General features: G+C 41.0%; 29 protein-coding genes. 12 read left to right on the top strand and 17 right to left on the bottom strand.

Going from position 1 to position 26,435, the window contains the following annotated elements; all coding sequences use genetic code 11:
* The first annotated feature begins 26 nt into the window (after positions 1 to 26).
* Together M3593_RS00620 and M3593_RS00615 are read left to right on the top strand one after the other, a co-directional pair.
* Positions 27 to 788: a hypothetical protein gene (locus M3593_RS00620; protein ID WP_251540185.1), complete on the top strand. Its 762-nt coding sequence runs from the start codon at positions 27 to 29 to the stop codon at positions 786 to 788.
* An 80-nt stretch (positions 789 to 868) separates the two neighbouring features.
* A complete protein-coding gene (locus tag M3593_RS00615; RefSeq protein WP_251540183.1) occupies positions 869 to 1,360 on the top strand; it encodes a staygreen family protein in 492 nt (163 codons plus the stop codon).
* Between the two features lie 1,068 nt (positions 1,361 to 2,428).
* Here M3593_RS00615 and M3593_RS00610 read toward each other — a convergent pair.
* From M3593_RS00610 to M3593_RS00600, 3 genes are all read right to left on the bottom strand, one after another.
* The gene (locus M3593_RS00610) at positions 2,429 to 3,172 is read right to left on the bottom strand and encodes a hypothetical protein (RefSeq protein ID WP_144481120.1); all 744 of its coding nucleotides are present in this window, start codon (positions 3,170 to 3,172) and stop codon (positions 2,429 to 2,431) included.
* A 15-nt stretch (positions 3,173 to 3,187) separates the two neighbouring features.
* On the bottom strand, positions 3,188 to 3,766 hold the full coding sequence (locus M3593_RS00605; RefSeq protein WP_144481118.1) for a C39 family peptidase: 579 nt from the start codon (positions 3,764 to 3,766) through the stop codon (positions 3,188 to 3,190).
* A gap of 277 nt (positions 3,767 to 4,043) precedes the next feature.
* Positions 4,044 to 4,961, bottom strand: a complete 918-nt coding sequence (locus M3593_RS00600) for a hypothetical protein (protein WP_251540181.1) — start codon at positions 4,959 to 4,961, stop codon at positions 4,044 to 4,046.
* A 69-nt stretch (positions 4,962 to 5,030) separates the two neighbouring features.
* Here M3593_RS00600 and M3593_RS00595 point away from each other — a divergent pair, with 69 nt between their 5' ends.
* Positions 5,031 to 5,261 carry a hypothetical protein gene (locus tag M3593_RS00595; protein WP_251540179.1) on the top strand — a complete coding sequence of 77 codons (231 nt, stop codon included), beginning with the start codon at positions 5,031 to 5,033 and terminating at the stop codon, positions 5,259 to 5,261.
* On the opposite strand, the gene M3593_RS00590 is transcribed toward M3593_RS00595, so the two are convergent.
* The gene (locus M3593_RS00590; protein WP_186326885.1) at positions 5,258 to 5,731 is read right to left on the bottom strand and encodes an Hsp20/alpha crystallin family protein; all 474 of its coding nucleotides are present in this window, start codon (positions 5,729 to 5,731) and stop codon (positions 5,258 to 5,260) included. The genes M3593_RS00595 and M3593_RS00590 overlap by 4 nt on opposite strands.
* A gap of 67 nt (positions 5,732 to 5,798) precedes the next feature.
* Here M3593_RS00590 and M3593_RS00585 point away from each other — a divergent pair, with 67 nt between their 5' ends.
* On the top strand, positions 5,799 to 6,044 hold the full coding sequence (locus M3593_RS00585) for a hypothetical protein (protein WP_285847867.1): 246 nt from the start codon (positions 5,799 to 5,801) through the stop codon (positions 6,042 to 6,044).
* A gap of 12 nt (positions 6,045 to 6,056) precedes the next feature.
* Positions 6,057 to 6,290, top strand: coding sequence for a hypothetical protein (locus tag M3593_RS00580; RefSeq protein WP_144481110.1), 234 nt, complete (start codon positions 6,057 to 6,059; stop codon positions 6,288 to 6,290).
* 240 nt (positions 6,291 to 6,530) lie between these two features.
* On the opposite strand, the gene M3593_RS00575 is transcribed toward M3593_RS00580, so the two are convergent.
* A complete protein-coding gene (locus M3593_RS00575; RefSeq protein ID WP_251540177.1) occupies positions 6,531 to 7,091 on the bottom strand; it encodes a flavin reductase family protein in 561 nt (186 codons plus the stop codon).
* 133 nt (positions 7,092 to 7,224) lie between these two features.
* On the opposite strand from M3593_RS00575, the gene M3593_RS00570 reads away from it, so the two are divergent.
* The gene (locus M3593_RS00570) at positions 7,225 to 8,445 is read left to right on the top strand and encodes an MFS transporter (RefSeq protein WP_251540175.1); all 1,221 of its coding nucleotides are present in this window, start codon (positions 7,225 to 7,227) and stop codon (positions 8,443 to 8,445) included.
* Positions 8,446 to 8,491: 46 nt separating this feature from the next.
* On the opposite strand, the gene M3593_RS00565 is transcribed toward M3593_RS00570, so the two are convergent.
* A complete protein-coding gene (locus tag M3593_RS00565) occupies positions 8,492 to 9,451 on the bottom strand; it encodes a nucleoside hydrolase (protein ID WP_251540174.1) in 960 nt (319 codons plus the stop codon).
* Between the two features lie 221 nt (positions 9,452 to 9,672).
* Here M3593_RS00565 and M3593_RS00560 point away from each other — a divergent pair, with 221 nt between their 5' ends.
* Entirely contained in the window at positions 9,673 to 10,899 is a 1,227-nt protein-coding gene (locus tag M3593_RS00560; protein ID WP_251540172.1) for an MFS transporter, read from the top strand.
* 67 nt (positions 10,900 to 10,966) lie between these two features.
* Here M3593_RS00560 and M3593_RS00555 read toward each other — a convergent pair whose 3' ends face one another.
* Entirely contained in the window at positions 10,967 to 11,530 is a 564-nt protein-coding gene (locus tag M3593_RS00555; protein ID WP_144481102.1) for a class I SAM-dependent methyltransferase, read from the bottom strand.
* Between the two features lie 213 nt (positions 11,531 to 11,743).
* Here M3593_RS00555 and M3593_RS00550 point away from each other — a divergent pair, with 213 nt between their 5' ends.
* Complete coding sequence (locus M3593_RS00550; RefSeq protein WP_251540169.1) at positions 11,744 to 12,985, top strand: dicarboxylate/amino acid:cation symporter; 1,242 nt, start codon at positions 11,744 to 11,746, stop codon at positions 12,983 to 12,985.
* Between the two features lie 84 nt (positions 12,986 to 13,069).
* Here the strand turns inward: M3593_RS00550 and M3593_RS00545 are convergent, their stop codons facing one another.
* Positions 13,070 to 13,261, bottom strand: a complete 192-nt coding sequence (locus M3593_RS00545) for a YbxH family protein (protein WP_144481098.1) — start codon at positions 13,259 to 13,261, stop codon at positions 13,070 to 13,072.
* Positions 13,262 to 13,500: 239 nt separating this feature from the next.
* Between M3593_RS00545 and M3593_RS00540 the strand changes: the two genes are divergently transcribed.
* A complete protein-coding gene (locus M3593_RS00540) occupies positions 13,501 to 14,145 on the top strand; it encodes an SDR family oxidoreductase (protein WP_251540167.1) in 645 nt (214 codons plus the stop codon).
* A 111-nt stretch (positions 14,146 to 14,256) separates the two neighbouring features.
* Here the strand turns inward: M3593_RS00540 and M3593_RS00535 are convergent, their stop codons facing one another.
* Positions 14,257 to 15,306 carry a mechanosensitive ion channel family protein gene (locus M3593_RS00535; RefSeq protein ID WP_251540166.1) on the bottom strand — a complete coding sequence of 350 codons (1,050 nt, stop codon included), beginning with the start codon at positions 15,304 to 15,306 and terminating at the stop codon, positions 14,257 to 14,259.
* A 181-nt stretch (positions 15,307 to 15,487) separates the two neighbouring features.
* Here M3593_RS00535 and M3593_RS00530 point away from each other — a divergent pair, with 181 nt between their 5' ends.
* Positions 15,488 to 15,814 carry an Mpo1-like protein gene (locus M3593_RS00530; RefSeq protein WP_251541213.1) on the top strand — a complete coding sequence of 109 codons (327 nt, stop codon included), beginning with the start codon at positions 15,488 to 15,490 and terminating at the stop codon, positions 15,812 to 15,814.
* Positions 15,815 to 15,862: 48 nt separating this feature from the next.
* Here M3593_RS00530 and M3593_RS00525 read toward each other — a convergent pair whose 3' ends face one another.
* The 4 genes from M3593_RS00525 to M3593_RS00510 form a co-directional block, all read right to left on the bottom strand.
* Positions 15,863 to 16,579: a YebC/PmpR family DNA-binding transcriptional regulator gene (locus tag M3593_RS00525; protein WP_144481093.1), complete on the bottom strand. Its 717-nt coding sequence runs from the start codon at positions 16,577 to 16,579 to the stop codon at positions 15,863 to 15,865.
* 242 nt (positions 16,580 to 16,821) lie between these two features.
* Positions 16,822 to 17,817 (bottom strand): LLM class flavin-dependent oxidoreductase, encoded by a 996-nt coding sequence (locus M3593_RS00520; RefSeq protein WP_251540165.1) that lies wholly within the window; start codon positions 17,815 to 17,817, stop codon positions 16,822 to 16,824.
* Between the two features lie 3 nt (positions 17,818 to 17,820).
* The gene (locus M3593_RS00515; protein ID WP_251540163.1) at positions 17,821 to 18,102 is read right to left on the bottom strand and encodes a DUF3219 family protein; all 282 of its coding nucleotides are present in this window, start codon (positions 18,100 to 18,102) and stop codon (positions 17,821 to 17,823) included.
* A gap of 79 nt (positions 18,103 to 18,181) precedes the next feature.
* Entirely contained in the window at positions 18,182 to 18,973 is a 792-nt protein-coding gene (locus M3593_RS00510; protein WP_251540162.1) for an alpha/beta fold hydrolase, read from the bottom strand.
* A 161-nt stretch (positions 18,974 to 19,134) separates the two neighbouring features.
* Here M3593_RS00510 and M3593_RS00505 point away from each other — a divergent pair, with 161 nt between their 5' ends.
* Together M3593_RS00505 and M3593_RS00500 are read left to right on the top strand one after the other, a co-directional pair.
* Positions 19,135 to 20,280 (top strand): glycosyl hydrolase family 18 protein, encoded by a 1,146-nt coding sequence (locus M3593_RS00505; RefSeq protein ID WP_251540160.1) that lies wholly within the window; start codon positions 19,135 to 19,137, stop codon positions 20,278 to 20,280.
* 99 nt (positions 20,281 to 20,379) lie between these two features.
* A complete protein-coding gene (locus M3593_RS00500) occupies positions 20,380 to 22,440 on the top strand; it encodes a metallophosphoesterase family protein (protein ID WP_251540158.1) in 2,061 nt (686 codons plus the stop codon).
* 19 nt (positions 22,441 to 22,459) lie between these two features.
* On the opposite strand, the gene M3593_RS00495 is transcribed toward M3593_RS00500, so the two are convergent.
* From M3593_RS00495 to M3593_RS00480, 4 genes are all read right to left on the bottom strand, one after another.
* Entirely contained in the window at positions 22,460 to 22,729 is a 270-nt protein-coding gene (locus tag M3593_RS00495; protein ID WP_144481082.1) for a hypothetical protein, read from the bottom strand.
* A 131-nt stretch (positions 22,730 to 22,860) separates the two neighbouring features.
* A complete protein-coding gene (locus M3593_RS00490; RefSeq protein ID WP_144481080.1) occupies positions 22,861 to 23,130 on the bottom strand; it encodes a DUF1292 domain-containing protein in 270 nt (89 codons plus the stop codon).
* 71 nt (positions 23,131 to 23,201) lie between these two features.
* Positions 23,202 to 24,116: a CBASS cGAMP-activated phospholipase gene (locus tag M3593_RS00485; protein WP_251540156.1), complete on the bottom strand. Its 915-nt coding sequence runs from the start codon at positions 24,114 to 24,116 to the stop codon at positions 23,202 to 23,204.
* 122 nt (positions 24,117 to 24,238) lie between these two features.
* Complete coding sequence (locus M3593_RS00480) at positions 24,239 to 25,699, bottom strand: alanine/glycine:cation symporter family protein (protein WP_251540154.1); 1,461 nt, start codon at positions 25,697 to 25,699, stop codon at positions 24,239 to 24,241.
* Between the last annotated feature and the right edge of the window lie 736 nt (positions 25,700 to 26,435).

The following is a 26,435-nucleotide window of genomic DNA, read 5'->3' as shown; positions in this document are numbered from 1 at the left end:
TATTAACTATATAGGAGGGATGCATAATGAAAAAGGAACTACTGATTACATTCACCGCATTCTTTTTTATGTCGTTGACTGCTCTCACCGGTGCGTATGCAGGTGATTCCAGGGAGAGCCCAACCGTGACAGTATCGGAAGAAAAGGTCGATATCACAGGTGATGGAAAGAAGGATATAATTTATGTAAAAGGTGTGCCATTCGAAGAAGGTACACAGTTCCTTAAGGAGATTTATTTAAAGATTAAAGCGTCTAATGGGAAAACATACAAGATTGATCTCGAAGGGGGATACGAACCTTCTACTGAATATAAAGATCTTAATCACGATTCTGTTAAAGATATTTTCATCAGCGTACCTACTGGTGGAAGCGGAGGTCTCTCTAATTTTTATTTATATACTTTAAAAGATTTTCAGGTTGTCAATCTGACTGTACCGGAACCTTTGTCTGTCAGCAGCCAATTTGAAGACGGCTATAAAGCCTCTGCACGTATAGAGCAAACAGGCCAGTCATACAGTTTTGATTTAAGTGCCAGGAAAGCGGATTATGACAGGCTTGGCCTATATCATGATGGGAAGTTGAATGAACCGACTGAATTGATGGTTCTTCCGTTCGGAACTTTAAAGCACATAATAGTCAAGGCTGGACAATATGGGTTAATCGGCAGTCAGCGAATAAATGGAGCATACAACGCCGATGGAATCGCAAATATGGAATCAACATGGTTATACGAAAAGGGAAAGTGGAAACTAATAAAAGCGGAGGTAATCAATCTCAAAGAGCATTAAAATAGGCAAATGTCACGAATGAATACTATCTGGCATACGCTATTGGAAAAGGATTCTTTTTCAGGAAGGAGCCTTCTGCCATGAGCAAATTCAAGCCAGAGAAATTGACTGTCAACTTTATTCCACCAGCAACAGCTTACAGGCCCATAGACAGCAGGAAATATACTTTAACACACTCTGATTTAACCGGTGAGTTGTTTTTAGCGATTGGGAATGTTTTTGATTACCAGGCCATCAACTATAAAATGCGGGATGAAGTATTGGCAGACTGGGTAACCATTAATGGTGAGTATATTCTGTATGCAAATGTATACGTCAGCAATGGGGAATATGACAAGAATATGTCCCGGATCCGGTATATGATTTTCAAACGAGAATTGGATTTAGCATTTACGGCGATGATTTATGGCGACAGGAGCTTTTTTACCTATCATCCATTGCTGCTGGATGCGCCAATCTACGTTCGGTTCGCATCCAGTTTCCCAGAGTTCAATGAAATCGCTTATTACGGAACACCAAGACTCTATTTAAACAAGGTGAATAGCAAAAGAGTAACAGAAACACAGGTTTAGGCCTGTGTTTCGTGTTTTAAACGAAAGGGAATAGACAGCCTTTTATTACATAATAATATTATGTAAACTTACAGTTATTGATGTAGGATGTTTCTGAGATTTTGTTGTTATCTGGATTAATGAGAAGTATTAGCTTTTTAATTTGTCTTTGAAATTGAAAAGCGTTAAGATTACAGATTAGAATCTGAAATTTTTTAGAGTAAATGAAATATGCAATTATTAATAATAAAACCGATTTGATATCTGATAGAGATCAGGCAAAAAGATTGTATCTAAATTGCTAAGGATAACTTTTGACGTGTTAAATACGACGAACCTACAATTATTTCAAAATCCATAAACAGTATTATTAATTTTGTCTAATGAAATCTTAAAGACAAAGTTAAACAATTTTTGATTCTGTCTCACTGATTTGAGTATACTTAGGTATTGAGATAAGATTCTAGATTATACATGGAACTTCCGAGAATTTATGTTATGTAAACTAGAAATAACTCATTGTTGTATGGGGGCTTATCCCTTTAAGTTCCTGTAATAATGCATATGTTGAACTACGTCCCTCTTTGTTCCTCATAATCATTCCTCTCCTTTCGTAAGGTTATCGTTTCATGTTTTGGACGATAATTCTTTCGTTTCAGCCAACAATTTGTTTCTTGTTCACATTAAAATTCCAGGAGGTCTTTTTATGATGGTCACTGAAGCTCGTGATGAATTTTAAATGTACCTGCAAGTCGAACGGAACTTTTCCATGAATACCATCACTAGTTATGAACTCGATCTATTGATTGTTCGAGGAATTTTTAAAACAGCATAACCGTAACCGTTCGCAGCAAAATCGAGGATTTCAATCCTTCGACAGTCCGCCGGTTCATCCAAGAACTGGTACTGAAAAGGAATCATTATTTTGACAAAAGAAACCGAAAGTAATAATTGAAAGTACGTGAAAAATACGGTCTTATCCATGCAGTATAGTTCTTTTGTTGCTAAATTAAATTGACAAATCCTTCTCTCCTTCCAGGGAATAAAAAAGAAAAGCCCATCCATTGGACAGGCTTTTCATTCCATTGCTTATTTAACTGCTTTCAACTTTCGGTTTTTAATCACAAGATAAGCACATGCAGCACCGAGTACCGCAACAGCACCGTAAAGTGTATATAAGAGATTGTTGTTTTCCGGATTATACTGCGCCAGTATGCTGCCCTTTGCACCATCTTGGCCTGTATCTGTGCCGACCTTTCCCTCATACATATCAACTATGACAGACTGATAATCTTCAATGGATTTCTCCTGTGTCTTAAGGAGGTCTTTGCCTGCCTTATTTAAACCCTTTACCTTTTTCCCGTTATAAACAAACCATAGTTCGTTTTCCATATTATAAAGGAGGCTTTCGTTTTCCTTGATTTTCGCCAATTCCTTTACATCCTCGTATGGATAGCCGAATATTGCCAGATCATAGGCCCCTGCCTCATTTAAGTATGTAGAGATTGCGTTGACAGGCTTTCCATCCTGGTATACGACAGAGATATATTCGTTGGCATCCACGATGCCTTCGCTTCCTTTTTTCTTGCCGACATAGAAATCCTTACCCATCACATAGATTTTCAGCAGTGGGCCGAATGTGATGTTTTCGGATGGAGTAAAATTGAAACTTCCCGGCGTATCGCCTTTTACTGTGTCCAAAACAATGTTCTTGAAATGAGTGTCTGCAAAATCTTGGGCACCTTTAGGAATTTCGGTTTCCGCAGCGCTCGCATGAAAAGAAGTAAATAAAATGCTTAATAATAAAGTGCAAACCATCATCAGTTTCTTCATTGTGAATCCCCCTTTTTAGTCGTACATTCCTACCCTGGTGTCATCCCAAGAGAAGGTTGCATTACTCACGAAATATTTGTAGGTAGTTTTTCTCGGGGTAGTACCCGATGTGCCGACATCCGACCATGTTATATAGTCCGAGCCGGTGCCGTTGTCATCATAACCGTATATGACCGCCTGATGACCGACTGTAGCACCACTTGACCAAACAATCCTGGTCAGCATTGGCTGTTGTTTTTCAACCTGACTTTTAACTACGGAGTAACTCACAATGTCGCCAACTGTGTATCCAGTGGCTGCAAAATATGCCTTAGACAGGATGCGTGTAGTTTCTAATTCCAATGAACCCGTAGCATCGTAACAAGTGGTGGTTGCCTTCCCCCATTTAAAAAATGTACATTGGGTAGTCTGTCTATCTCCCGTGTGGTAATATACAATCGATTGTGCCGTAGCCACCCAGCACCAATTATCCTCTTGCTGATTGTAAATTGGAACGTACAAAGTTCTGGCAGCGGCTTCCGTTTTAATAGAGCCGGCACTTGCGAATATGCTCAATACCAATACGAGACTAAGCAAGACCTTCATTACTTTCATTTTACTTCCCAACCCCTTATTCTGTAATATTTTTAATATGACAAAACCGGACAATACTCGACATTGTCCTCACCTGTCCTTACCCCCTTGCTATTCTTTCGACTAAATAAATGCTAAAACCTTCCAGATATGTAATTTTTTCTGTAAACGGATGTTGGGAAATTTTTTTGCAAATAAAAAAGCCCACCCATAGGGGAGATTCATGTGAATGGTTGATGGTTTCCTTCAAAAGTTTTTTTCGAATTATATTTTAAAATTACAGCCTGTCATAACCCAATTAGAGTTCGTCATCTTTAGGATTGCTATCTTCCTTTGCTAAATCCCTTTCAGCCTCAAATTCTTCCTTCATTTCCTGCATTGACTCCTTTGCTTCTTTACCTTGCTCGATAACTTCCTCAGGAATGGCCCCGCTTCCATAAGTCGCGCCTATGTTCAGCTGACCGCCAAGTTCTTTAATCCCAAGCTGGGCAAAGTTATTGTTTAGCTCATACTTATCGAGATAAACTTTCTCAATTTTGATTTCTTGATAAATAACCGATGATGGACCTTTTTCAGGATTGGGTTCTTTTGAAAAAGTAGATTCTGTGTTTTTGTTTTCATCAGCTGTTTTGTGGTTCTCTTTTATCATTGAAAATTCTTTTTTTAATTCATCAAAATACATTTCAAGCTGGGATACTTTATCGTTCCATATCTTCAGTTGCTGTTTGTAGGGCTCTAATTCCTGGTATATAAGCTGTGTAAACCATTTTGCTATATTTTCACGTTCAATGTTTTGTACTTCATGTTTCACCAGCTGCAAATCCTGATGTTTGACCACTGCTTCTTCAAGACGCTTAATTCTCTGTTCCATCTCCTCTATCCTTGTCCATTCTGAGGAAGCGGATATTTTTCGATTTTCACCATCCACTGATCGGTAAACTGGCTTGTTTTGATTGTCTTTTTGGATTTTATCAGAATGATGATCTGTATTTTTGCCAGACTTCCCCGTTTTGGCTGCTGTCCAGTCCTGGTTTTGTTTATCTTTTTCTTTTAACTCATAAAGCTTAAGTGTTTTTTCCATCTCTAAGATTCTTTTAAAATGCAGATCAACCGTCTTGAGTTTTTTTACTTGTGAATCGAGGATATCAACTTTCTTAATCAGGTTCTCTATGTTTACATCTTTATCAACTGGATTGAATAACCTTTTTATAGGCATGAAATCGGCACCACGTTTCCTTCAGTAATTTAATTTACAACCACTCTTTGGCAGAAAGGATGAAAGATTATGAAGTTTAAACCAACGGAAATTAATATTGGCAGCTTTAAGTTGAATAGTTTTACTTCTGGAACCATTTCCACACAAAAAACGGTCCAGCAGCGTATAGTGATGAATTATAAATTTACACATGGGTGGGGTGAGCAATCTGGTGATATGGCACCGGCTTCAGGGGAAGTTAATATTATACTGGATGGAGACTTAATTGATAGTGATTCTGTTAAAAAAGCCACGAGCTAATCAATTGATATATATTCCTCATTTTTCAAATATTTATAGTAGCTGATTTCCAGGAGTCCATTTTGGAATTTTGCATTCAATTTATAATCCATTGGCAGTTCTGGAAGTTTCAATACCCGTTCGAAGTTGCCATACTTCCTCTCCTTCTGAATCGGCTTTAAACCGTAGGCTGGAGAGTTGATGATACATCGGATGACTAGCCTATCGCCTTGTAAAGAAAGCCTGACATCCTCCTTCTGCACACCTGGGATATCAACTAGGATGAATACCTGATCATCACTTTCTAAAATATCAATTGCGGGATAATCAACAGCAGGAGAATTTTCTTTTTTTCCTTCAGAAGGGTTTTCTGTTGAAGCATCAGCCATAAATTGCTTGGCATAGTCATGATCAAATATCTGGTTCCAAAAATCCCCTCCTTGGACCTTTTGGGCCATTTCCATCCATTCCTTCAATTTGTGTAAATCCATAGCGCTTCCTCCTAAACATAATACTGGAGCCAGGGGCATATATTGATTTTCATAAGGGGGAATCTTCATGGCCACACCTGCTGTTAATATTAATATTTTTATTTTGAAAATTAATTCCTTCGAAAATGCTTCTGCTGTCAATATCGGACAAAACCTGCTAGCTGAATGGCAAAATTCGGACAAAAGAAATCAAGGTTATGGGCAGAGCTATGGAGATGGCAGTGCTTTTGTCGGCAACCGGAATTTTGTTGACGACAGGGATCAAATCGATTCGCCATCCAGCTTCGAATCAAACGTGCCAAAGATATTTTAGAGGAGGGATAATTTGATATTCGCACCTTCAGTGACGAATGTATTTGCCATTAAAGTCAACGTAATGGACCGTTCTTCACAGATTTCTTTTGGTTCAATCCAACAGGCAGATGTATTTCTGTCAACAAAACGAAATCAGGGATTTGGAGAGCAAAATGGGGATTTGGCCCCTGTAAACTTTCCTGTAAATATTGTGAACGATCCAGATCTGTCGGAATCTAACAGTGTGAAAAATAGCGTGGTATGACATATATTTCCCTGCTTATGCAGGCCTTGCTTGTTGCTTTTTTTGGTTATAGAACTTTTGCACATCAAGTGCTTTTGCAGTCTGCAATCATGCCGAGAGTCTTAGAAGGGTATGTCGTCAATTTAAAAAAAGCTTGTGGGCAAAGTCGTTTTCAAATAGACAATGTCTCAAGCTTTTTTTATTTTCTCATTAAATAGGACTTTATTTTTTAAAACGTTAAGTTCTGCATTCCTATGGTCATTATTCTTTTACTGTATGTGTAACAAACTGGGTATCTTTATCAACCTTTGCATATGTAGACCTTCCTATATATAGAGGAATCGATAGCTTCTCGAAATCTGGCAAACCATTAGCAAGAAATTTCTCATCATCCCGGTAAAATCGAACGATATTTGCCACAAACCAGTCATGGTCCCCATATGTATGGCGATCGATCACTTCACACTCATACGCAATATAAGCATCCTTCAGTACTGGTGAATTTGTAGCTGAACCATGGTGGAAACAGATGTTCGATTTTTCGAATTTGTCGTGTTCGGATCCAGAATATACACCCGCTTGTTGTATGAGCTCTGCTTTTTCAAATGGGACAAAATTAATGGCGAATTTTCCGGCCTCTTTTACCAATTGATACGAATGACGCTCACGGCCGATTGCAACTCCGTAAATTGGCGGATCATAAGAAATATACGTGTGCCAGCCAGCTGCCATTATATTGTGTTCTCCCTTATGGCTCACCGATACGAGTGCGACCATCCCTGGATAGCTATGCATAACGGTTTGATTGACTCTTTGAATCATGATCTAATTTCTCCTCTTTATTTTTAAGCATATTATAACAAAAAACTGAAATTTCGTATTGCTAAGTAAATTCAAAATCCTTAAAATAAAACACAGCGACTTACTACCACGCACGGGTTAAGGGAGACTTCTAATGAACCGCAAAGTTTTTCTGTATGTAAAAGCATTTTCGGATCTCGGCACTTTTATGGATTTAATTGCTATCAATGTATTAATGTATATTGCAACTGGAAGTCCTGCCTGGCTTGCTGCCACAATGGCATTCCGGACCTTAGGCGGTGTCCTGTCGAGCTTATTTTCAGGTGTCCTTGCAGACCGTTTTGACCGGAGGAAAATCATGATTTGGACCGATATTTTTCGGGCAGTCATCATTCTTAGCTTAATCCCCTTCCCTAATCCGGTTATGATCCTGATTGTATGCTTCCTGATCGGTTTGACAAGCAGCTTTTTTGCTGTAAGCTACAGTGCCGAAATTCCACAAATATTCGGCCAGGATAAGGTCCTCGAAACGAACGCGCTGATTTCAAGACTGACATCGATCAGTCTCGTATTAGGGTTCATTGGAGCAGGAATGATAACCGATTTTCTTGGATACCAGATTACCTTAATCATCGACGCAGCCACATATCTGTTATCAGCAGGCGTTCTTATCAAAATGAAATGGCAAACAACTGCGTCAGTCGGTACAGATCTTATAGCGTCTGGAGTGAAAGAAAAAGTATCACAGATTGGCAAAGACTTAAAAGAAGTATATTCTTTCATTTTATCTGTGCCGATGTTGTTATACATAAACATCATATTTCTCGTCGGTTCATTCGCCGGTGCCTCACATAACCTGGGAATTCCATTGTTGGCTGATGCAATTGTTACCAGTAAGCAAAGCTTAATATATGGACTGATCTGGGGCGTCTGGGGAATAGGTTCTGTATTGGCCAGCATGCTTTTGCCGAGGATGAATTTTATCAAGGGAAATCGCTTGTATCGTACCTATTTTGTTTCAGCAATCTTGATGTCAGCTGGCTTCATAACCTTTCTCTCGAATATAAATATTTGGGTCGTACTGATGTTTGCTTTCTTTACGGGAATCTTTGATGCATGCTTTACGACCTTGCATGCTACCATTCTTCAGCAAACAGATAATTATATTAGAGGAAGAATATTTGGAGTCGGCATGCTTTTGAAATCACTGGGATTTGCGCTAGGGTTTTTGGTTGCACCTATCCTGCTAGAGGCTCTTTCACTGGCAAAAATGGTCTGGATTTTTCATGGAACATTGATTATCTCCAGCATTCTAGTGATCCTCATTTCAAATGCCGGCCCAAGGAAGTATAAAGAAGTAAAACAGGGCTTATGATTCCTCGCAAAAGAACTCCCTTTTACTCTAAGGGAGTTCTTTTGGTTTATCCTTTAGTTGTCTTACTCCCCATAAAAATAAGGGTGAAATCTTCGATGAAAGCTGGTATGTCTGCCTCCATACCGATCCAGTCCAGGTCATCTTCCGGTTCAGGTGCTGGTTTCGGTCTGAAGTCGGCCATGCTTTTCCCTTTGGCGCGGCCGAACAATTCGACGGTAACCCTTCTGGGCAGATATTTGACGAGGTTTTTATTCACGAGAGCACTTAAAGTGATCACATCATGCAGTGGTGCTCCCAGTATGCCAGGTACGTTCTCTTTATATGCTTCAAAGTAATAATCGTATACAGGTTTGATGAGCTTTTTGAAAGGGGAATGGCTGTTTTCAGCAAGGTAGTCGATTACTGCAGGCGGGATAATTGCTTTGTTGGTAATGTTCAAAGGATGCAGGAATACATTTCTTGCCTTTTCCAGCACCTGATTGGCCGCAATCGGGTCTGCATAAAAATTTGCCTCGGCTTCTGCTGTGACATTTCCGGGAACAAGGAATGCTCCCCCCATGATGTAAAAAGCATTTACGGTTTTGAAAGCATCCTTTCCATATAGGATGAATGGGATAGCCAGTTCCGTTTGCCTTCCGACACCGACAATCACTAAATTATCTGGGTATTCATTCACAATATCCAGGATTTTATCAATATCAAATACCTCTACCTCTCCCAAATCCTCTGGCGGCCTGATTGGGCCAAGACCTTCTGGGCCATGGATTTCTGGATAAAAGGTTGCCAGTTCACCGGATAATGGTCCTGAAGCGCCTGCGATGATTGGTATTTCCTCTCTTCCGCCAAGCTGCAATAAATAGGCAGTATTATTAATTGCCTGTTCCTTTGTGATGTTTCCATAACCGGTTACAACACCTACGACATTGAGCTGAGGATGCAGCAACGCATACATCAGTGCCAAAGAATCATCCACCCCGGAATCCGTGAACAAAAGGATATTAAACATGGCTCACCTCCCTCTTTCTCATTGACCATATTTTATTATATTCTATCCCTTCATTGTTTCATTCTCTTTTTGAATTATGCTTATATTTCTTTATGTAAAGAGGTTTTGTTCTTTATTGAGAAGGTATGCTGAATGTACTGTTTTTACTTGCTTCTATTGCCTAATGAGAAGCAAAATCGTACAATCCATCTCGTGTGAATTTTTTGAGAGGGGAAAAAAGATTGAAATTTAATGGAAATGAGAAGTGGAGCATCTATAACGGACTTGCTTCCACCGCAGCTACTAATATGGTCAACGGGTATATTCCTTTATTCGCCATCAGTGTTCTTGGAGCCACAAACCAGCAGATAGGTCTGATTGTCTCCCTTCCTTCAATTATAGGAATGCTTGCATTGATTCCGGGGGCCATTTGGCTGAACCGCGTACAAAGCAAAAAGAACTTTGCGGTCATTTCAACGTTCGTTACCCGCCTACTATTCAGCTTGATTCTTTTCGTTCCATTTCTCGGGAATCCGTATGCAGCATGGGCGCTGGTGATCCTTATCGCTTTGCTTAACTTCCCTGGTGCGTTATCTGGACTGTCATGGCAATCCATGATCGGTGACCTGGTACCCGAAAAGCGGAGAGGAGAATTTTTCAGCTCACGAAATAGATATAACACGATTGCCGCAATGGCTGTAACATTCGGTACCGGAGTTTTCTTGCAACAGTTTGATAAAGATAATGCTTTTCCTTACCAACTTTTATTTATTGCTGCCTTTCTGTTTGCGGCAGCAGAAGTTTTTTTTCTTATTAAACACAAAGAACCTGAAAGAATAAAAAATGAAGAGAGACTAGAAGAAAAAAGAAAGAAGCTGTCACTTGACCTATATAAGCACAAACCGTTTTTAGCGTTCATCATATCTGCTTTGTTGTTCAATTTTACTGCCCAGATGGCATGGTCTCTCTTCAGTATCTATCAAATTAAAGAGGCAAACGCGACGGCACTATGGTTAAGCCTTTTTTCCGTTACTAACCAGCTGGCACAAATCATCAGTATAAAATGGTGGGCAAATGCCGCAGACCGGCGTGGAAACAGCTTCGTATTATTCATCGCCGCAGCAGGTATGGCAACAGCACCTGCTTTAACTATACTTTCAAGTAATCTTGTTTATTTAACTTTGATCAACCTGTGGATTGGCTTGTTTGTATCTGGAACCAACCTGCTGTTATTCAACCAGCTCCTTAAGGCATCACCGGAAAAAGGCCGCACGAATTATATTGCCAATTATAACTTCCTGCTTTCAATCGTCGGATTCATTGCCCCGCAGGTGGGAGTCATGTTTCTTAATGGACTTGGCATGGCTGCGGCCATGAATCTCATCTCGCTATTCAGGATGGCTGCCGCGTTCTCTTTCTTGTTTGTTGCCTTAAAACTGGAACGGAGAATCATAGCAGAATCTATTTAACTTTATATCCTTGAAAAAGCAGAAACAGGTATTTAACTGATTTCTGCTTTTTGATTTTTAGCCATTGTTATATTGCTGGTTTCTGGCAAAAAATTGTCTGACGTCCTTCATGCTCGTTTTCCTCAAAATAAAGAACTCTCCAGTCACTGAATTCTCTCAGCAATTCATTTGATTCCAGTTTGTATCGATTCGCAATATTCGGGTTTCCTGAAGAGCCATTTTGAAAAAAGGTTTCTATGAACAAATAACCATCTGCTTGGATCAATTCCTTCATCAGTGGAAACAAAGAACGGTCCAAATAATAGGTCAACACCACAATATTATATTTCATTCCCGATAAAACCGATTTTTCTTTCGTGAGATCGGCAGTTTTAACCGTAATATGCAGCTTTTTGCCAGCTGCCCGCTCTTGAACAAAGTCAACAGCAACGTCCGAGATATCAAATGCTGTCACTTCATAACCCATTTCTGCAAGGAAAATGCTGTTGCCTCCAAGGCCACAAGCAATGTCGAGCGCTTCCCCTTCGCTTAAATACCCTGACATCATTAGTAATCTGTTATTTGGTTCAGGTGGTGCATTATCAGTCAATCGATTCGTGTATTTTGAATTCCATTTTTCTTGTGAATCCATTAGTTATCCCTGCGTTCAAAAATTCGAGTTAACTCGAATTATACTATATAAAATCTTCTGCTGTTTTCACATTCCATTAATAAAATAGTCTTATAATATAGCGGAAAATATACAAAGATTAGGCATACTTTGAATATAACTAAATATTTATAATTATCAGTTATTTTAGTAAGCGCTTTCATTTTTTATTACATTTTATTAGGAGGAGATGGAATGTCACTCACTCGTAAAATCCTTTATGGTATGGGGCTTGGTATCATTGTTGGCCTCATTTTTAACCTTGCCTTGCCAGGTGTCTTCGAAAGCGTAAATAGTTATTTATTTGTGCCTCTGGGAAAGATTTTTGTCAATTTAATTAAGATGCTTGTTGTTCCGATTGTCATTGTTTCACTAATACTAGGGACAGCGGGAATCAGTGATCCAAAAAAGCTTGGCAGAATCGGCGGCAAAACGATTGCTTTCTTTTTAATCACTACTGGAATTGCTTTGGTTTTGGCGATTGGCATGTCTCTGCTTGTGCAACCTGGTTCAGGCAGCTTCCAATTGGATGGCGCCAACTTTGAAGCTGCTCAGGCTCCACCGGTGATTGAAACTTTGTTAAATATTATCCCGGCCAATCCTCTTGGTGCAATGGTAGAAGGCTCTATGCTTCAGGTTATTGCTTTCTCGATTATCATTGGTTTTGGAATATCAAGAGTTGGCGAAAAAGCTGCCGGGTTGACCAAGCTTGTTGAACAGGCAAACGAGGTCATGATGTATTTGGTTCAGGCAGTCATGAAATTTGCGCCATATGGAGCTTTTGGTTTGATTGCTACAGCAATCGGCAGCCAGGGACTGGATGCCATTGCAGCCATGGGTAAATACATGTTTGTGGTACTGTTTGTATTGTTGCTTCACATGGTCATCGTCTATGGATCGGCTGTATCTATGCTTGGAAAATTGAATCCTCTTAAATTCTTTAAAGAGTTCTCCCCTGCTATGATTGTTGCCTTCAGCACTTCAAGCAGTGCGGCTACCCTGCCGATTTCGATGAAAACCTTGCAAAACAACCTAAAGGTTTCTAAAAGTGTCAGTGGGTTCGTTCAGCCGCTAGGTGCGACCATCAATATGGATGGAACTGCCATCATGCAAGGGGTTGCGACCATCTTTATTGCCCAGGTCTATGGTGCGGAATTAGGATTTGGCCAGCTATTGACGGTCATTTTGACTGCAACACTGGCAAGCATTGGGACAGCTGGAGTCCCTGGAGTAGGATTGATCATGCTGTCTATGGTATTAACATCAGTCGGTTTGCCGGTTGAAGCCATCGCTTTAGTCCTTGGGGTGGACCGTCTCCTTGATATGTGCAGGACAGCAGTTAATATTACCGGGGATGCTGCCTGTGCTGTGTATGTCGCACGCTCTGAAGGGGAAACCTTAGGAGAGGTTGAAATCGAGGAAAATGTAACAGCATAATTTATGAACTTTAATGAAACAGCTGCTCTTTAATTCCGGGCAGCTGTTTTTATATTGAATATCTTCCATACCTTGATGTTTCCCTCATAGTTCATGTTTTTCACAATAATCATCAACTAACTTCTCAATCTTATCTGGTTCCGGTTTTTCACCTTCAAAAGAAAATGTAATTTCCTCGATAAACGCCCCTTTATAATAAACATGAATAGCTCCATCCTGGCTGATCACACTATATTCAGGTTCGAATACATAGCCGCTTCGTTCTATTGCACCCATCTTATCTCCCTCCTGCTTCGTTTCCTTCTTTGTATTCCCCATTGAATAGTGATAATACCCCTTATTTAACCTTTATCATCAAAAAGTGCCCATTCCTTTTACATTCCTGATTAAAGGGTAGATTATATACATGTGGACTAATACAGTCCGTAATGTCATCAATAAAGCATAGTACGCCGACGCTTTTACCAGGCAAAAGTTTTATTAAAACGAATTCTGCTATTCAAGGAGGTAACTTGATGAAAGTACTTGTCGTAGGTGCAAATGGACAGATTGGCAAACAGCTTGTCGGTCTGCTTAATGAAAGTAAAGAATATGAAGTTAGAGCAATGCTTAGAAAACCAGAACAAACTAAGGAGTTTGAACAAAAAGGTGTAGAAACAGCAATCGCCAGTCTGGAAGGTACTGTTGAGGATATCGCGTCTGCATTAAAAGGATGTGATGCGGTCGTGTTCGCAGCAGGATCGGGAGGCCATACAGGATTGGATAAAACCCTTTTAGTTGACCTGGATGGTGCCGTTAAGACGGTAGAAGCTGCAGAACAGGCCGGAATCGAAAGGTTTATCATGGTCAGTGCCCTGCAAGCCCACAAACGGGAAAACTGGTCTGAAGCCATCAAACCTTATTATGTTGCAAAACACTATGCAGACCGGGCATTGCTGCAGAGCAGCTTGAATTATACCATCATCAGGCCGGGCGGATTGCTGAATGAAGCAGGAACTGGAAAAATAAAGGTTGCTGAGAACCTGGAAAGAGGTACAATCCCTAGAACTGATGTAGCAAGAACCATCCTGTCATGCTTGAATGAGGAAAACACATTCAGAAAATCCTTCGATTTAATATCAGGTGATACAGATGTTGCAGAAGCACTAAAAACTCTATAAACAGAAAATGAAAAAGAGTTTACCAGCCTGGTAAACTCTTTTTTGCGGACAATATTTTATTCTCCTTACATCATTTGTTATTTGCGTCTGAGGTCTCTTTTAATTTAAAGATCAGTTACTTTCAATTACCTGAAACGTCATACTCGGCAGCTGGATCTCATTTTCCATGAAAATTGCTGCGATCATATGCCTTAATTTACTTTCGATTTGTTCTTTAATCTCAAAATTCACAACCGGAATTTCAATCAGAAATTCCAGAGCCTTACTGCGAAAATCAATAAAACGAATATCAGGTTCAGGCTGATCCAGAATCCCCTTCTCCCCATCCTTGATTTCCCTTACGGCCTCTTCGAGAAGAGCCTGTACTTTATGGGTATCTGTCCCATACGCCACGCTGACCTGAACCTGGGCCATCATCCTGGCACTTGTGCGGTTCTTGATGATTTGTTCGATGAAATACTGATTGGGCACAATCAATGTGCCTTCCTTGGCTGTACGGATTACTGTTGACCTTAAGCGGATTTTTTCAACACGCCCTATTTTATCATTGATTTGAATGACTTCCCCCACTTCAATTGGTCTTTCAAAAAGAATAATAATACCTGATACAAAGTTGCCGGCAACATTCCTCATCCCAAACCCAATCCCTATGCCAAGAACACCAAATACAGCACCGATGGCAGTCAGGTTGATGCCCACACTTGTAAGACTTATAGCCAGTGCTGCAAACATGACGATATAATAGATGATTTGATTAAATGTATAGCCAAGGCCCCTGTCCACTCCGTAATAGTCATAAACGGATGACAGAATATATTTATTGAATAACTTAACGAGTCGGTGCGCAAGCGACACAATCAAGAAGGCGATGACAATCAGCAGGATTGTGACATCGATTTTACCATTAGTGTATAGCGTATAAAAAAGCCAATCAGTTTTAGGTATGGTCAGCAATAACAAAATAATGATGCCATAAAAGGTGATCCAGTCTGCCATGGAATCGATGATCGGCAATGCTTGTTGAAAAAAGCGTGATTTTTTTGCCGCAGAAAACTGGACTGCTTTTTTGATAACCCAATTGAATATAATGATGATCACCAGAATAACGGCAAGTCTGATGATTTCTTCACGTGAGATGTCCCTGATAAAAGTATCTATCATGTATACCACCTGTCATTTCAATATATCTGTCTATTCCTGAAAATCAGGGGGATTAAACTTACAGGGATTTAAGTGTTGACTATCAATTACATACTCAATCATAGAAATCAGGACAATAAATTTAGAGGAATTTTCATTCGGAAATAGAAATATATTAGTAATTATTTTTTGGAGGTTTATGATGGAGTTTAAAAATTATGAAGAGTTCTGGCCATTTTACTTATCACAGCACAGTAAAGCTTCAACAAGAACATGGCACTTTGTTGGAACTACTTTCGTTTTTGTTTTTGTCTTAGCAGCTCTTTTTACCAGGAATTTGTGGCTGATTTTGCTGGCGCCTGTAACTGCCTATGCTTTCGCGTGGTTCAGCCATTTTTTTATTGAAGGGAACAAGCCAGCTACTTTTGGCCACCCTGTCTGGTCTTTGCGTGCTGATTTTCGCATGTACCGGTTAACTTTATTTGGGAAACTGGCTGAGGAACTTGTTAAACATAAGAAGGCAGGATGAACTTTACACAAAAACAACCCATTCCATCAGCGGAATGGGTTGTTTATATTAATCAAGATCTACGTTATGATAAACCTGCTGAACATCCTCTAAATCTTCCAAAGCATCAACAAGCTTCTCGAACTGGGCTAGTGAGTCCGAATCAAGGGTGACATCATTTTGTGGAAGCATCGTCAATTCGGCAACAGTGAAATCTGTAATGCCGGCATTCCTGAAAGCTTCCTGGATAGCATGGAATTGTTCAGGCTCGCCATAGATAATGACTGAATCTTCTTCCTCAAGGATATCACGTGCATCCACATCAGCTTCCATTAAAATTTCCAATGCTTCATCGGCTGACTTTCCTTCAAAACCGATTACCGCTGTTTTATCGAACATGTAGGAAACCGATCCGGCTACTCCCATATTGCCGCCGTTCTTGCCAAAAGCAGCGCGTACATTGGAAGCAGTACGGTTTACGTTGTTTGTGAGTGCATCAACAATGATCATTGAGCCGTTAGGACCAAAGCCTTCATAACGAAGCTCATCATAGCTTTCTTCTCCTCCGCCCTTGGCTTTATCAATTGCACGGTCAATAATGACTCTTGGTACATTATATGTTTTCGCTCTCTCAAGAACGAATTTCAGAGCCTGGTTCGATTCTGGATTCGGCTCACCTTGCCTGGCTGCAACATATATTTCCAATGCAAATTTAGAATAAACCCTGCTGGTATTAGCATCCTTGGACGCTTTCTTTTCTTTGATGTTGTTCCATTTACGACCCATAATCCCACTCTCTTTCAAGTTATATCAGTTAACTGCATGCTAAAGGTACTAGATTACAAGCCATGCAGCGTTTCACAAATAATATTATACCTTAAAAAGGGAATTTGTTAATAGGGAACTATCTCTCTGCTTCACGAGGAATTTTAGTGTAGATGATCTCGCGAGCCCCGTTCACCCAAGATGAATCAGTTCATTACACTTTTATCCAGTTGATTGCAGGAGAAAAACTCTATAAAAGTTAATTACTCTAATAACTCTTCTGCAATTAATTGATAAGAATTCAGACGATCCTGTGGAGAATATGTAATGGTGATAATCATGATTTCATCTGTTTTCGTTTGTTTCTGCAAGTCAAGCAGTCGATTTTTTACATCTGCAGGATTTCCAATGATCATCTTTTCTCGCATCGCTCTTAGCTCTTCCTTTTCTGTGGCTGAGAGAATAAAATCTTTTGCCTCAGCAATTGATGGCACCCCAGTTAATCCCTCCCCATTTTTCCTCTGGACACTCCAGCACAGGGAACTTAAAGCAATCTCTTCCGCTTGTTCGTTCGTCTCAGCACAGATCGCCGAAACAGCTAAGATTGTCTTTGGTGATTGTATGCTTCCTGGCTGAAAAGAATCTTTGTAAAGATTGACAATTTCCACGGCATCCTTGTCGCTCATAAACATCCCAAATACATATGCCATTCCATGCTCTGCAGCCAGCAGTGCACTTTTCTTGCTTGTCCCCAAAAGCCATGGTTCCGGAGAGATTTCAGGAAGAGGCGCAGCCTTGATTTTAGCGAGTTCGCTTCCACCAGGGTGATCATTATGGATAAAATGAAGTAAATCCTTCAATGTTTCAGGCATATTCCATACATTCTGGAGGAAATGATCAGATAATGCATTTGTTACTTCCGCAGAGCCGCCTGGTGCACGGCCAATCCCGATATCCACCCGGTCTGGGAATAGGGTTGCCAGCATATTGTAGATTTCCGCCACTTTATACGGTTTATAATGTGGCAGCAGAACAGCGCCGGACCCAATACGGATCCTGCTTGTGCTGGCACCTATATAAGGGAGCATTACTTCAGGAGCCGGACAGGCCAACCCCGTCATATCATGATGCTCAGCAATCCAGTAGCGAGTATATCCATACCTCTCTGCTGTCTGTGCAAGCAGGACGGATTGCTCCAATGCTTCTCTGGCTGTCTGGTTACTTGAGACTGGTGCCTGGTCAAGAATGCTTAATTTCATGGTTTAGTTTTTCACCTCCATCAATGCTAATTTAAATTGACCCACCTGCCCGCTTGCGTACAGATTTGTAACCGAAGTAGAGTACTCCACAACTTTTCCGCGAAAGGAAGGGTAACCTGAAATATTTATATCAAATTCGCCCTTATATAATAAGGTAGTCACATCATGGTACCTTTCACTAGTCACCGGAAATTCTACTGAGACTATGCGAAGTCCGTGCTCACGTGAATGTTCAAATTTACGGATCTCGATTGGAAAGCCATCTAAGACGATTTCTTTTACCAATACCAACACTCCCTGCTATTCAACTCTTATGTGTTTACAAAAGATAAAGCCTGTCCTAAACGGGCAGGCTGATAGGCATTTATAGTTTGGCAAGGAATACGTTCATTGCCCTCACCAGATCCTGGGGCTGTTCATACATGCTCATATGTCCGCTGTTTCTGATAATGTTTTTTTGGATATTTTGTCTATCAACCGTAAATGTTTTCTCTGGTGGAACGATTTGGTCGAGTTCACCAGCAACCAACAGCACCGGAAGCCCGGTCTCTTCCAGCACATAATTCCGGTCCGGTCTATTTTTCATCGCAGTCAGTGCACTCACAAGCCCCTTTACAGAAGTCTTAAGGCCGATATTGACTGTCTCTGCAATTTCATCCATATTCAAATCAAGGTTATCAGGCGAAAAGAGCTTTTTGGATAGTCCATCGATAAATGAACCCGGACCCTCCTCCAGTATTTTTTTCGAATTTGTGTCCCTGCCTTTTTTAGCTTCGTCAGTGTCAGGATTTCCTGTGGAATGGATCAGTGAAAAACCGTTTAAGTATTGAGGATAAAGCTCGGCAAAAGCAAGAGTAATATATCCGCCAAGTGAATGTCCAAACATTGTTACTTTCTTAAGCCCTAAATGATCAAGAAAGTCTTTTATCACATCTGCCATATCCTCAATGGAATAACTTTCCTTCCCCATGCCGGATCCTCCATGTCCAGGGAGGTCCAAAGCAATCAACCTGTTCTCTTTGGCCAAATCAGGAAGGACTTTGTCCCAATACTCTTTCCCGCCGGCAAAACCATGAATAAGGACAATCGGTTTTCCATTTCCCTCATCATAAAAACTGATTTCTGTGTCTGCTGCCTTTATTTTTTGTGTATTCATTCCAATCTCTCCTATCTTTTATACTAATTAGTTTATTCCCTGAAACACATTTACTAATCTATACGTTTGATATTTATGTATTTAGCCTGATATTACCACAGCATCAATGACGCTTTCTCTGTTACAATTTTAAAGTTGACAAAACCCAGGAGGATTCCTAAATGAGAAAACGTTCCCTGTCCATATTGATTATCATGATAACCTTCATAGGAGGGTTTTTATCAGGCGCAATATTTGCCAATAAACAACAAAACAACGAGAAAGCGTCCAGTTCTCCTGTCACATTGTCGTCCAAAACAGCCGCTGTGAAAAAAACACCTGAGAAAAGACAGGACGCAAAGGTATTGATCGGATATGTTCAGGACTTCCGTAATCCTGCTGAAATCGATTACCAAAGCCTGACCCATGTCATATTTTCGTTTGCTCACCCAACTGCTGATGGCAGGATTTTATTAAATGGAGATCAGGCAATCAAAAATTTGAGGGCAATCGTGGACAATGCAAGTAAGCACGAGACAAAAGTCATCCTGGCCATTGGTGGCTGGTACCATATCAATGGCGGAGAATCTTACGATTATTTTAAGGCGGCCATTTCAACTCCTGCTTCAAGAGAAAAACTAATACATGAGCTTGTTAGTATTGCAGAAAGAGAGAATCTCGATGGAATTGACATCGACTTTGAGCATCCCAGATCAGCAAATGATGCCCAATATCTTGCTGAGTTCTCTAAAGATTTGAGTGCACAGCTAAAACCGATGGGCAAAGAACTTTCAATCGCTGTAAACGCCAAAGTGCACAGCGTTACAGGGACTGAAATTCACTCTGTTGTCTTTGAGCCCGAGATGTTCGGATACTTTGACCATGTCAATTTGATGGCATATGATGGTCAGTGGGATGGAGAGTACAACGCAGCGAATCTATCACCTTTCACCTATTCCGCAAATATAGTAAACTATTGGACCGCTTTATTTGATTCACATGGCTTTTCCAGAGAGAAACTTGTCCTTGGAGTCCCTCTTTATGCACAGCCTGAAGACCCTTCGGCAAAGCAAATCTCATATGAAGCACTAATTGATCATGCCCTTGAGAATGCGGGCAAGGATCAGGTCAATTTAAATGGAACCACATACCATTATAATGGGCATTCCACTTTGAAAAAGAAGACAGAACTCGCGCTTTCTGAGCAGTTGGGCGGTATGATGCTCTGGGAAGCAGGACTTGATGCCCCCGGAAATCAAAGTGCAGCCAAACTGATTGCTAATGAATTATTGGAGCATCAAGACGCTCGTTATTATACAAGAAAGTGAAAAAGCCTTAAAAGGGCTTTTTTTGCTTTAGGCTGTTGGACACCGTTCTGAACCTGCTTGAATAAGGTAGCAGTAAAGAACTGAACGGTGGTGCAAGCGATGAAGTTACCATTTATTTTGTCTGGCCCAATCCTAAGGAGGGTTGAACCAACATCCCTTTACATTTGGATTGCTTTGAGCCGCCAAATCAAGATGGACGCTCAATTATTTCAAATCAATCAGGATACCTATATCCCTTTGGATATCAATACCGAGACAAAAACTTTCAAAGCTGGCGAGCAGTTATATATTTACCTGATTAAGATTTCACCGAGAAGGACTCCTTTCCCTTCCTGCACTCTCCTTGGCTATAACTTATTTTTTAAAAAAGACGCGATGGTCCGTGATCTGGGAAACTATGGCCTTCTTACCAAGGAACATAGCCGATCAATTGTATACGGGAATCTGAAGTATCCAGCATTTTATATCGATCATGAAAGCCTGCCGACAAATTTGCTTTATGGCTCCTGCCGAAAGCCCCATGGCGTTGGCGAAGATGCTTTGATTTCAGCAGACTTCCTTGTGGAGGAAAAACATCTGGATCATTCACAACGGCCCAATGGATTATTTTTCATGGGTGACCAGATTTATGCCGATGATGTTGCGGACCCGCTATTCCCGATTCTATCGGTACTTTCATCCGAATTAGTCGGTCATCGTGATTTTAGTAAATTATCCGATTTGATTCCTCATGTTTTGCATTCCCGGCTTTCTAAGGTAAATGCACGGCAATTCCTGATTGAACATCTGTCAAACTTTTCAACCGGAAAAGGTGATAACCATTTAATCACATTCGGAGAATATGCAGCAATGTATTTAATCAGCTGGAGCCCGGAAATCTGGGAATTCATCCAGGAAAACGATCTAATCCAATCCTTCAGGCAAATTATTGATAATAAAAAGCTTTACTTGAAATTCGAGGGTGAACCGAAAAAGCGGGAAAAGGAGCTTTCCAGGCTGGAAGCCAGATATGAGGAACAAATGGAACAGATCAGGGAATTCATTGTATCTATATCAGCGACCAGAAGATTGATGGCGAACATACCAACCTACATGATCTTTGATGACCATGATGTAACGGATGATTGGAATATATCCGAAAAGTGGACGGCGACGGCCAGGAATTCACCGCTGGGCAAATATATCATTGGCAACGGATTGGCGGCTTATTGGCTGTTCCAGGGCTGGGGCAACGACCCTAAAAGCTTTGACACAACTTTCCGTAATAAAATCGAAAAGTATCTCGGGTCTGGAAACATGGAATCACAGGATTATAAAGTAGGACTGGATTTTTTATGGGACTATCACTCCTGGCACTTCATTGCTCCAACTGTTCCTAAAACTGTTTTCCTTGATACGCGTACACAGCGTGGTTTCGATCCAAGACCCAGAGCGGTTAAGCTTGGAAGTTTGATGGAGGAGACAACCAGGACACCTTTGCTGATTTCTGAAAAAGGCTGGCAAAGCACGACCGAAAAACTCCTTATTAGCGGGTGGAATAAGCGTACTCCTTTGAATATTGTCTCCCCAACTCCTGTTTATGGAATGGGACTGATTGAATCCTTCCTCCATAAATATGTATATCCTTTCAAAGTTTTAGGATTCCCAGTACAGACGTCATTTGATTTTGATGGATGGAAGTATAACGGCAAAGGATTTCATTCATTCCTTTCACAAGTTTCCAGCTGGAACCCAAGTTGCGTCATTTTACTGTCTGGGGATGTCCACTTCTCTTCATCGGTAAAATCAGAAGTCAAGCTTAACGATGGTAAAATACATTCTTTCTATCAGTTTACGAGCAGCCCCGTCCATAATGAAAGTTTTACTGGGATATGGGGTATTTTAATGAAGTCGGTACTGTGGCTCAACGCTCAAAAACGAAAGGAACAATCGCTGTACCGCAGCTGCAGCGAGACCTACAGCATGAGCCTTACCAAAGATAAAACAGAAATCCCGAAGCAAAATCTATGGGAAGAAACGATTAACTACTACTCATTCCAAGACGGCAGCATTGCCGAAACAAAAAACTCAATCGGCTATCTTCATTTTGATAAAGCGTTACCTGAGAATACCTTGCTTATGGCTGCGGAACCGATATCGAATGATGAAAATTTATTGTAAAACCGATTGTATTAGCGTGCTATGAACCTATTTCTTCAAACTCTTTTATCTTCTCTAGCCGCTCTACCAGCACCATGCATTTTTTATCCCCAATTTCATATATATACATTTTGTGGCCGTGCTCTTTTAGGAGCTTCTTGAATTGAATTTCGCCCGATAAATCATATCCCTTGGCCAAATCAGTGATCTTTTTGAGGATTTGCTCTCTGCTTGGTTCATTTGTAGATGCTATTTTGATAGGAATCGGTATTCCCTTGATTTTAAAGGTTACGAGGATGACGCTATCCAATTGTATCAACTCCTTTAAAAATCAATTCGACAGACGCGAATGATTTCCTTCTATTTACAACTTTTTTACGAACGTACTTCCTATGTATATATACCAAAAAAGGAGAGGAGCTTAACCTCCCCTCCTCCCCGTTATTCTTCTTCATTCATCATTTCATCAAAAGCTGCAGAAACCTTTTCGAATTCCTCATCAGATTCGATGGCAGCAAAATCTCCATCTTCGTCGAGCTTAAGAAAAAAGATATCAATGTCTTCGTCAGATTCCGTTTGCAGGTCGTCAACAAAGCTTACAGCTGCATAATCAGATCCGTCTATGTTCAACGTACCGATTACTTCGACCTCCTGCTCGATATCGCTTTCGTCGCTAATTGTAAAAACTTCACCAACTTCAATTTTTTCCATTATGGTTCCTCCTCTAAATTGTAAAAATAGTATACCCAATGAAGGGTGGCTCATTCTGTAAAACAAATGGTCTAATTCTCAGAAAGAAAGGCTGTGATTTGCCCTTTGTTTGACTCAAATACCTGCTTTCCCAGTTCCTTTAACTTCTCGGTATAAGTAAAATCATCAAAAGGCACTTCCTCCGACAACTCTGTATTTAAGCGGAGATAATGGTCACGCAGCAAAAGCCTGCAGTGATAGGAAACGGATTCAGAGGATAAGTCCATTGCCAGATCCAAGAGCTTAGGTGTTACCTTAAAGGATGGAAACTGGAATGGCAGCCACTGACGGATTCCCCAGTATTTATTCTCCTCCATCGTAAAGTCGATGTTCTGCTGGCCTGTCCCGATCGAGAGGATATGTATTTCCTCCAGATCGATTTTAAAATGATGTAATGCCTCAGTCACACAAACCAATGATGGATTATTTGCCCACAATCCCCCATCAATCGATAAGTATTGATTGTTTACATTGTTTGGAGGAAAATAGATAGGCGCCGAACAAGATGAAAGAACAGCATCCCATAGCTTGATTGAAAGTTCATTTTCCGATGAATAACCAAAGTCTGTTCGATGGACATAGGGTTTTCCATGGGTGATATCAACAGCAGGAATCAACAAAGGCTTTTGGATTTCTCCAAGGGTAAGGTCTTTGAAGGCATGCTTCAACAGCCTCCTTAAATAACGGTCACTGTATACACTTTTAAAAAGGCCTACCTTTGATTTTTTGACGAAAATCTTTTCCCCATAAATCTCGTACCTTTCCATCAACTCTCCCATTGATGTATTCAAAGCAACTGAAGCGGCAATGATGGCCCCTGTGCTGGTGCCCGAGATCACATCAAACAGCTGGCCAACAGGCTTGCCGAATTCTTCTTCAATAGCCTTCAGGATGGCAATCGGGAATACACCTCTAATACCGCCACCGTCAATGCATAACAATTTCATGATAGTCACCCGCTACATCCTTGATACTATCATCCTTCCCATTCCACCAAAACAATATGAATAAACCGGATAGACTGAAAGAAGAGCTGCCATTGATCAGGCAGCTCTTCACAAAATCAGTCTTATGATACTTTTTCTTTTTCATGGTTGAAGGAATATTCTTCTTCCCAATACTCTGCATTCTTGATACCGAGCTTTTTGGAATTGAAGACCGGATCAAGCCCTTGCTTTTTCTGTTCCTCATAGTCCTTCAAAGCAATCAGTGCCGGCTTCGCAAGCAGGACGATGGCAATCAGGTTGAGCCATACCATCAATCCGAGACCAGCATCTCCAAGCGCCCATGCAAGTGACGCTTCTTTAACGGCACCGTAGAAAGTTGCTCCAAGGATGACGACTTTAAGGACAAACATCGGAACCTTGCCATTTCTTCCTCTGAGAAGATAAGCGATGTTTGTTTCAGCCATATAATAATAGGCCATGATTGTTGTGAAAGCGAAGAAGAATAGCGCTACAGCAACAAATTCTGCACCGAATCCAGGTAGAACAGCATCAACAGCAGCCTGTGTATATCCTGGCCCTGCCTCTACACCTTTCAAGTTTTCGACGATGAATGAACCGTCAGCGCCAACAGTGTTGAACATTCCTGTGAACAGGATCATAAAGGCTGTAGCTGAACAAACAAATAAGGTATCGATGTAAACTGAAAATGCCTGGACAAGACCCTGTTTTGCCGGGTGGGAAACCTCAGCTGCAGCAGCTGCGTGAGGACCTGTACCCTGTCCAGCTTCATTGGAATAAATACCCCGTTTTACACCCCAGGCAATCGCGCTGCCCAAAATACCGCCAAAAATGGAGTCAGCACCGAAAGCACTCTTGAAAATCAAAGCGAAAACAGCAGGAACTTCAGTTATATTCATTCCAATAATGACAAGAGCTACAAGAATGTACCCGATCGCCATAAATGGAACAGTATATTGGGCCACCGTAGCGATCCTTTTAACGCCGCCAAAAATGATAAAACCCAAAAGAGCGATGATAACTAAACCAGAAACTGATTTGCTGACACCAAAAGCATTCTCAAGTCCAAGAGCAATCGAGTTTGACTGAATTCCTGGCATTAAAAGAGCCATTGCAAGCAAGGCCGCAACAGAAAACACAATCGCAAACCATTTGATGCCAAGACCTTTCTCGATGTAATAAGCAGGACCGCCTCGATAAAGACCATCTTGCTTAACCTTATAAATCTGGGCTAATGTAGATTCAACAAAAGCGCTGCTCGCCCCGATAAACGCAATTGTCCACATCCAGAAAACCGCACCAGGTCCACCCATTGCAATTGCAGTAGCAGTACCAGCGATGTTACCAGTTCCTACACGGCCGGATAAAGCGATAGATAAGGCCTGAAAAGATGAAACGCCCGCATCGGAACTTCTCCCTTTGAACATAAGTGTAACCATGTCCTTCAAGAGTCTTACTTGTAAAAAACGTGTCAGGATGGAGAACACCAGGCCAATTCCCAAAATGATATAAATGACCGGGTTGCTCCACAAAATCCCATTGAGCCAAGAAACAAAAGCTTCCAAATGAATCCCCCTTTACTTGTTTGATTTCTTTCTATTTTGAATTATAAGATAATTGGCCACAAAGGACAATCAAAAACTGATGTTTAACAGCAAACTATTTTTTGGTCTGTTATAAATACAGTATTTGACAGCGTTTGCAGTAGTTATCACAAAAACAAAAATATGGAGCAAGTTGGGTTGGACAGTTGTTCGATTTAGTCAACTTTTTATCTGCGGGTATAATAGTTATCTTAAGTTACCTTTAGTTCGGACAACTTTTCATCTTCGTGCATGAAAGCTGGCCGAAGTAGCCCCGAGTTCGGACAGCTTTTCCCCGGCGACGACGAAAGCTGTCCGAAGTAGTTCCCGGTTCGGACAGCTTTTGGTTTGCGAGCACCAAAGTTGTCCGAAGTAGCCCCGGGTTCCGCCAGCTTTTCACCTGGGAGCACCAAAGCTGTCCGAAGTAGCCCCGAGTTCGGCCAGCTTTTTACCCTGTGACAACGAAAGCTGTCCGAAGTAGCTCCGAGTTCGGCCAGCTTTTCACCTGCGACCACAAAAGTTGTCCGAAGTAGTCCGGAGTTTGGACAGCTTTTCACCTGTGACCACGAAAGCTGTTCAAAGTAGCCTCGGGTTCGGCCAGCTTTTCCCCTGCGACGACGAAAGCTGTCCGAAGTAGCTTCAGGTTCGGACAGCTTTTCACCTGCGACCACAAAAGTTGTCCGAAGTAGCCCGGAGTTTGGACAGCTTTTCACCTGTG

This window comes from Mesobacillus sp. MER 48 (assembly GCF_023714225.1).
Lineage (GTDB): Bacteria > Bacillota > Bacilli > Bacillales > Cytobacillaceae > Mesobacillus > Mesobacillus oceanisediminis_A.
The sequence above is the reverse complement of the archived record's forward strand: the minus strand, read 5'-3'. Positions and strand labels throughout refer to the sequence as shown.

Coding starts and splice junctions, on each gene's coding strand:
- M3593_RS00620 (WP_251540185.1), top strand. CDS start 27: ATGAAAAAGGAACTACTGATTACATTCACCGCATTCTTTTTTATGTCG.
- M3593_RS00615 (WP_251540183.1), top strand. CDS start 869: ATGAGCAAATTCAAGCCAGAGAAATTGACTGTCAACTTTATTCCACCA.
- M3593_RS00610 (WP_144481120.1), bottom strand. CDS start 3,172: ATGAAGAAACTGATGATGGTTTGCACTTTATTATTAAGCATTTTATTT.
- M3593_RS00605 (WP_144481118.1), bottom strand. CDS start 3,766: ATGAAAGTAATGAAGGTCTTGCTTAGTCTCGTATTGGTATTGAGCATA.
- M3593_RS00600 (WP_251540181.1), bottom strand. CDS start 4,961: ATGCCTATAAAAAGGTTATTCAATCCAGTTGATAAAGATGTAAACATA.
- M3593_RS00595 (WP_251540179.1), top strand. CDS start 5,031: ATGAAGTTTAAACCAACGGAAATTAATATTGGCAGCTTTAAGTTGAAT.
- M3593_RS00590 (WP_186326885.1), bottom strand. CDS start 5,731: ATGGATTTACACAAATTGAAGGAATGGATGGAAATGGCCCAAAAGGTC.
- M3593_RS00585 (WP_285847867.1), top strand. CDS start 5,799: ATGGCCACACCTGCTGTTAATATTAATATTTTTATTTTGAAAATTAAT.
- M3593_RS00575 (WP_251540177.1), bottom strand. CDS start 7,091: ATGATTCAAAGAGTCAATCAAACCGTTATGCATAGCTATCCAGGGATG.
- M3593_RS00570 (WP_251540175.1), top strand. CDS start 7,225: ATGAACCGCAAAGTTTTTCTGTATGTAAAAGCATTTTCGGATCTCGGC.
- M3593_RS00565 (WP_251540174.1), bottom strand. CDS start 9,451: ATGTTTAATATCCTTTTGTTCACGGATTCCGGGGTGGATGATTCTTTG.
- M3593_RS00555 (WP_144481102.1), bottom strand. CDS start 11,530: ATGGATTCACAAGAAAAATGGAATTCAAAATACACGAATCGATTGACT.
- M3593_RS00550 (WP_251540169.1), top strand. CDS start 11,744: ATGTCACTCACTCGTAAAATCCTTTATGGTATGGGGCTTGGTATCATT.
- M3593_RS00545 (WP_144481098.1), bottom strand. CDS start 13,261: ATGGGTGCAATAGAACGAAGCGGCTATGTATTCGAACCTGAATATAGT.
- M3593_RS00540 (WP_251540167.1), top strand. CDS start 13,501: ATGAAAGTACTTGTCGTAGGTGCAAATGGACAGATTGGCAAACAGCTT.
- M3593_RS00535 (WP_251540166.1), bottom strand. CDS start 15,306: ATGATAGATACTTTTATCAGGGACATCTCACGTGAAGAAATCATCAGA.
- M3593_RS00530 (WP_251541213.1), top strand. CDS start 15,488: ATGGAGTTTAAAAATTATGAAGAGTTCTGGCCATTTTACTTATCACAG.
- M3593_RS00525 (WP_144481093.1), bottom strand. CDS start 16,579: ATGGGTCGTAAATGGAACAACATCAAAGAAAAGAAAGCGTCCAAGGAT.
- M3593_RS00520 (WP_251540165.1), bottom strand. CDS start 17,817: ATGAAATTAAGCATTCTTGACCAGGCACCAGTCTCAAGTAACCAGACA.
- M3593_RS00510 (WP_251540162.1), bottom strand. CDS start 18,973: ATGAATACACAAAAAATAAAGGCAGCAGACACAGAAATCAGTTTTTAT.
- M3593_RS00505 (WP_251540160.1), top strand. CDS start 19,135: ATGAGAAAACGTTCCCTGTCCATATTGATTATCATGATAACCTTCATA.
- M3593_RS00500 (WP_251540158.1), top strand. CDS start 20,380: ATGAAGTTACCATTTATTTTGTCTGGCCCAATCCTAAGGAGGGTTGAA.
- M3593_RS00490 (WP_144481080.1), bottom strand. CDS start 23,130: ATGGAAAAAATTGAAGTTGGTGAAGTTTTTACAATTAGCGACGAAAGC.
- M3593_RS00485 (WP_251540156.1), bottom strand. CDS start 24,116: ATGAAATTGTTATGCATTGACGGTGGCGGTATTAGAGGTGTATTCCCG.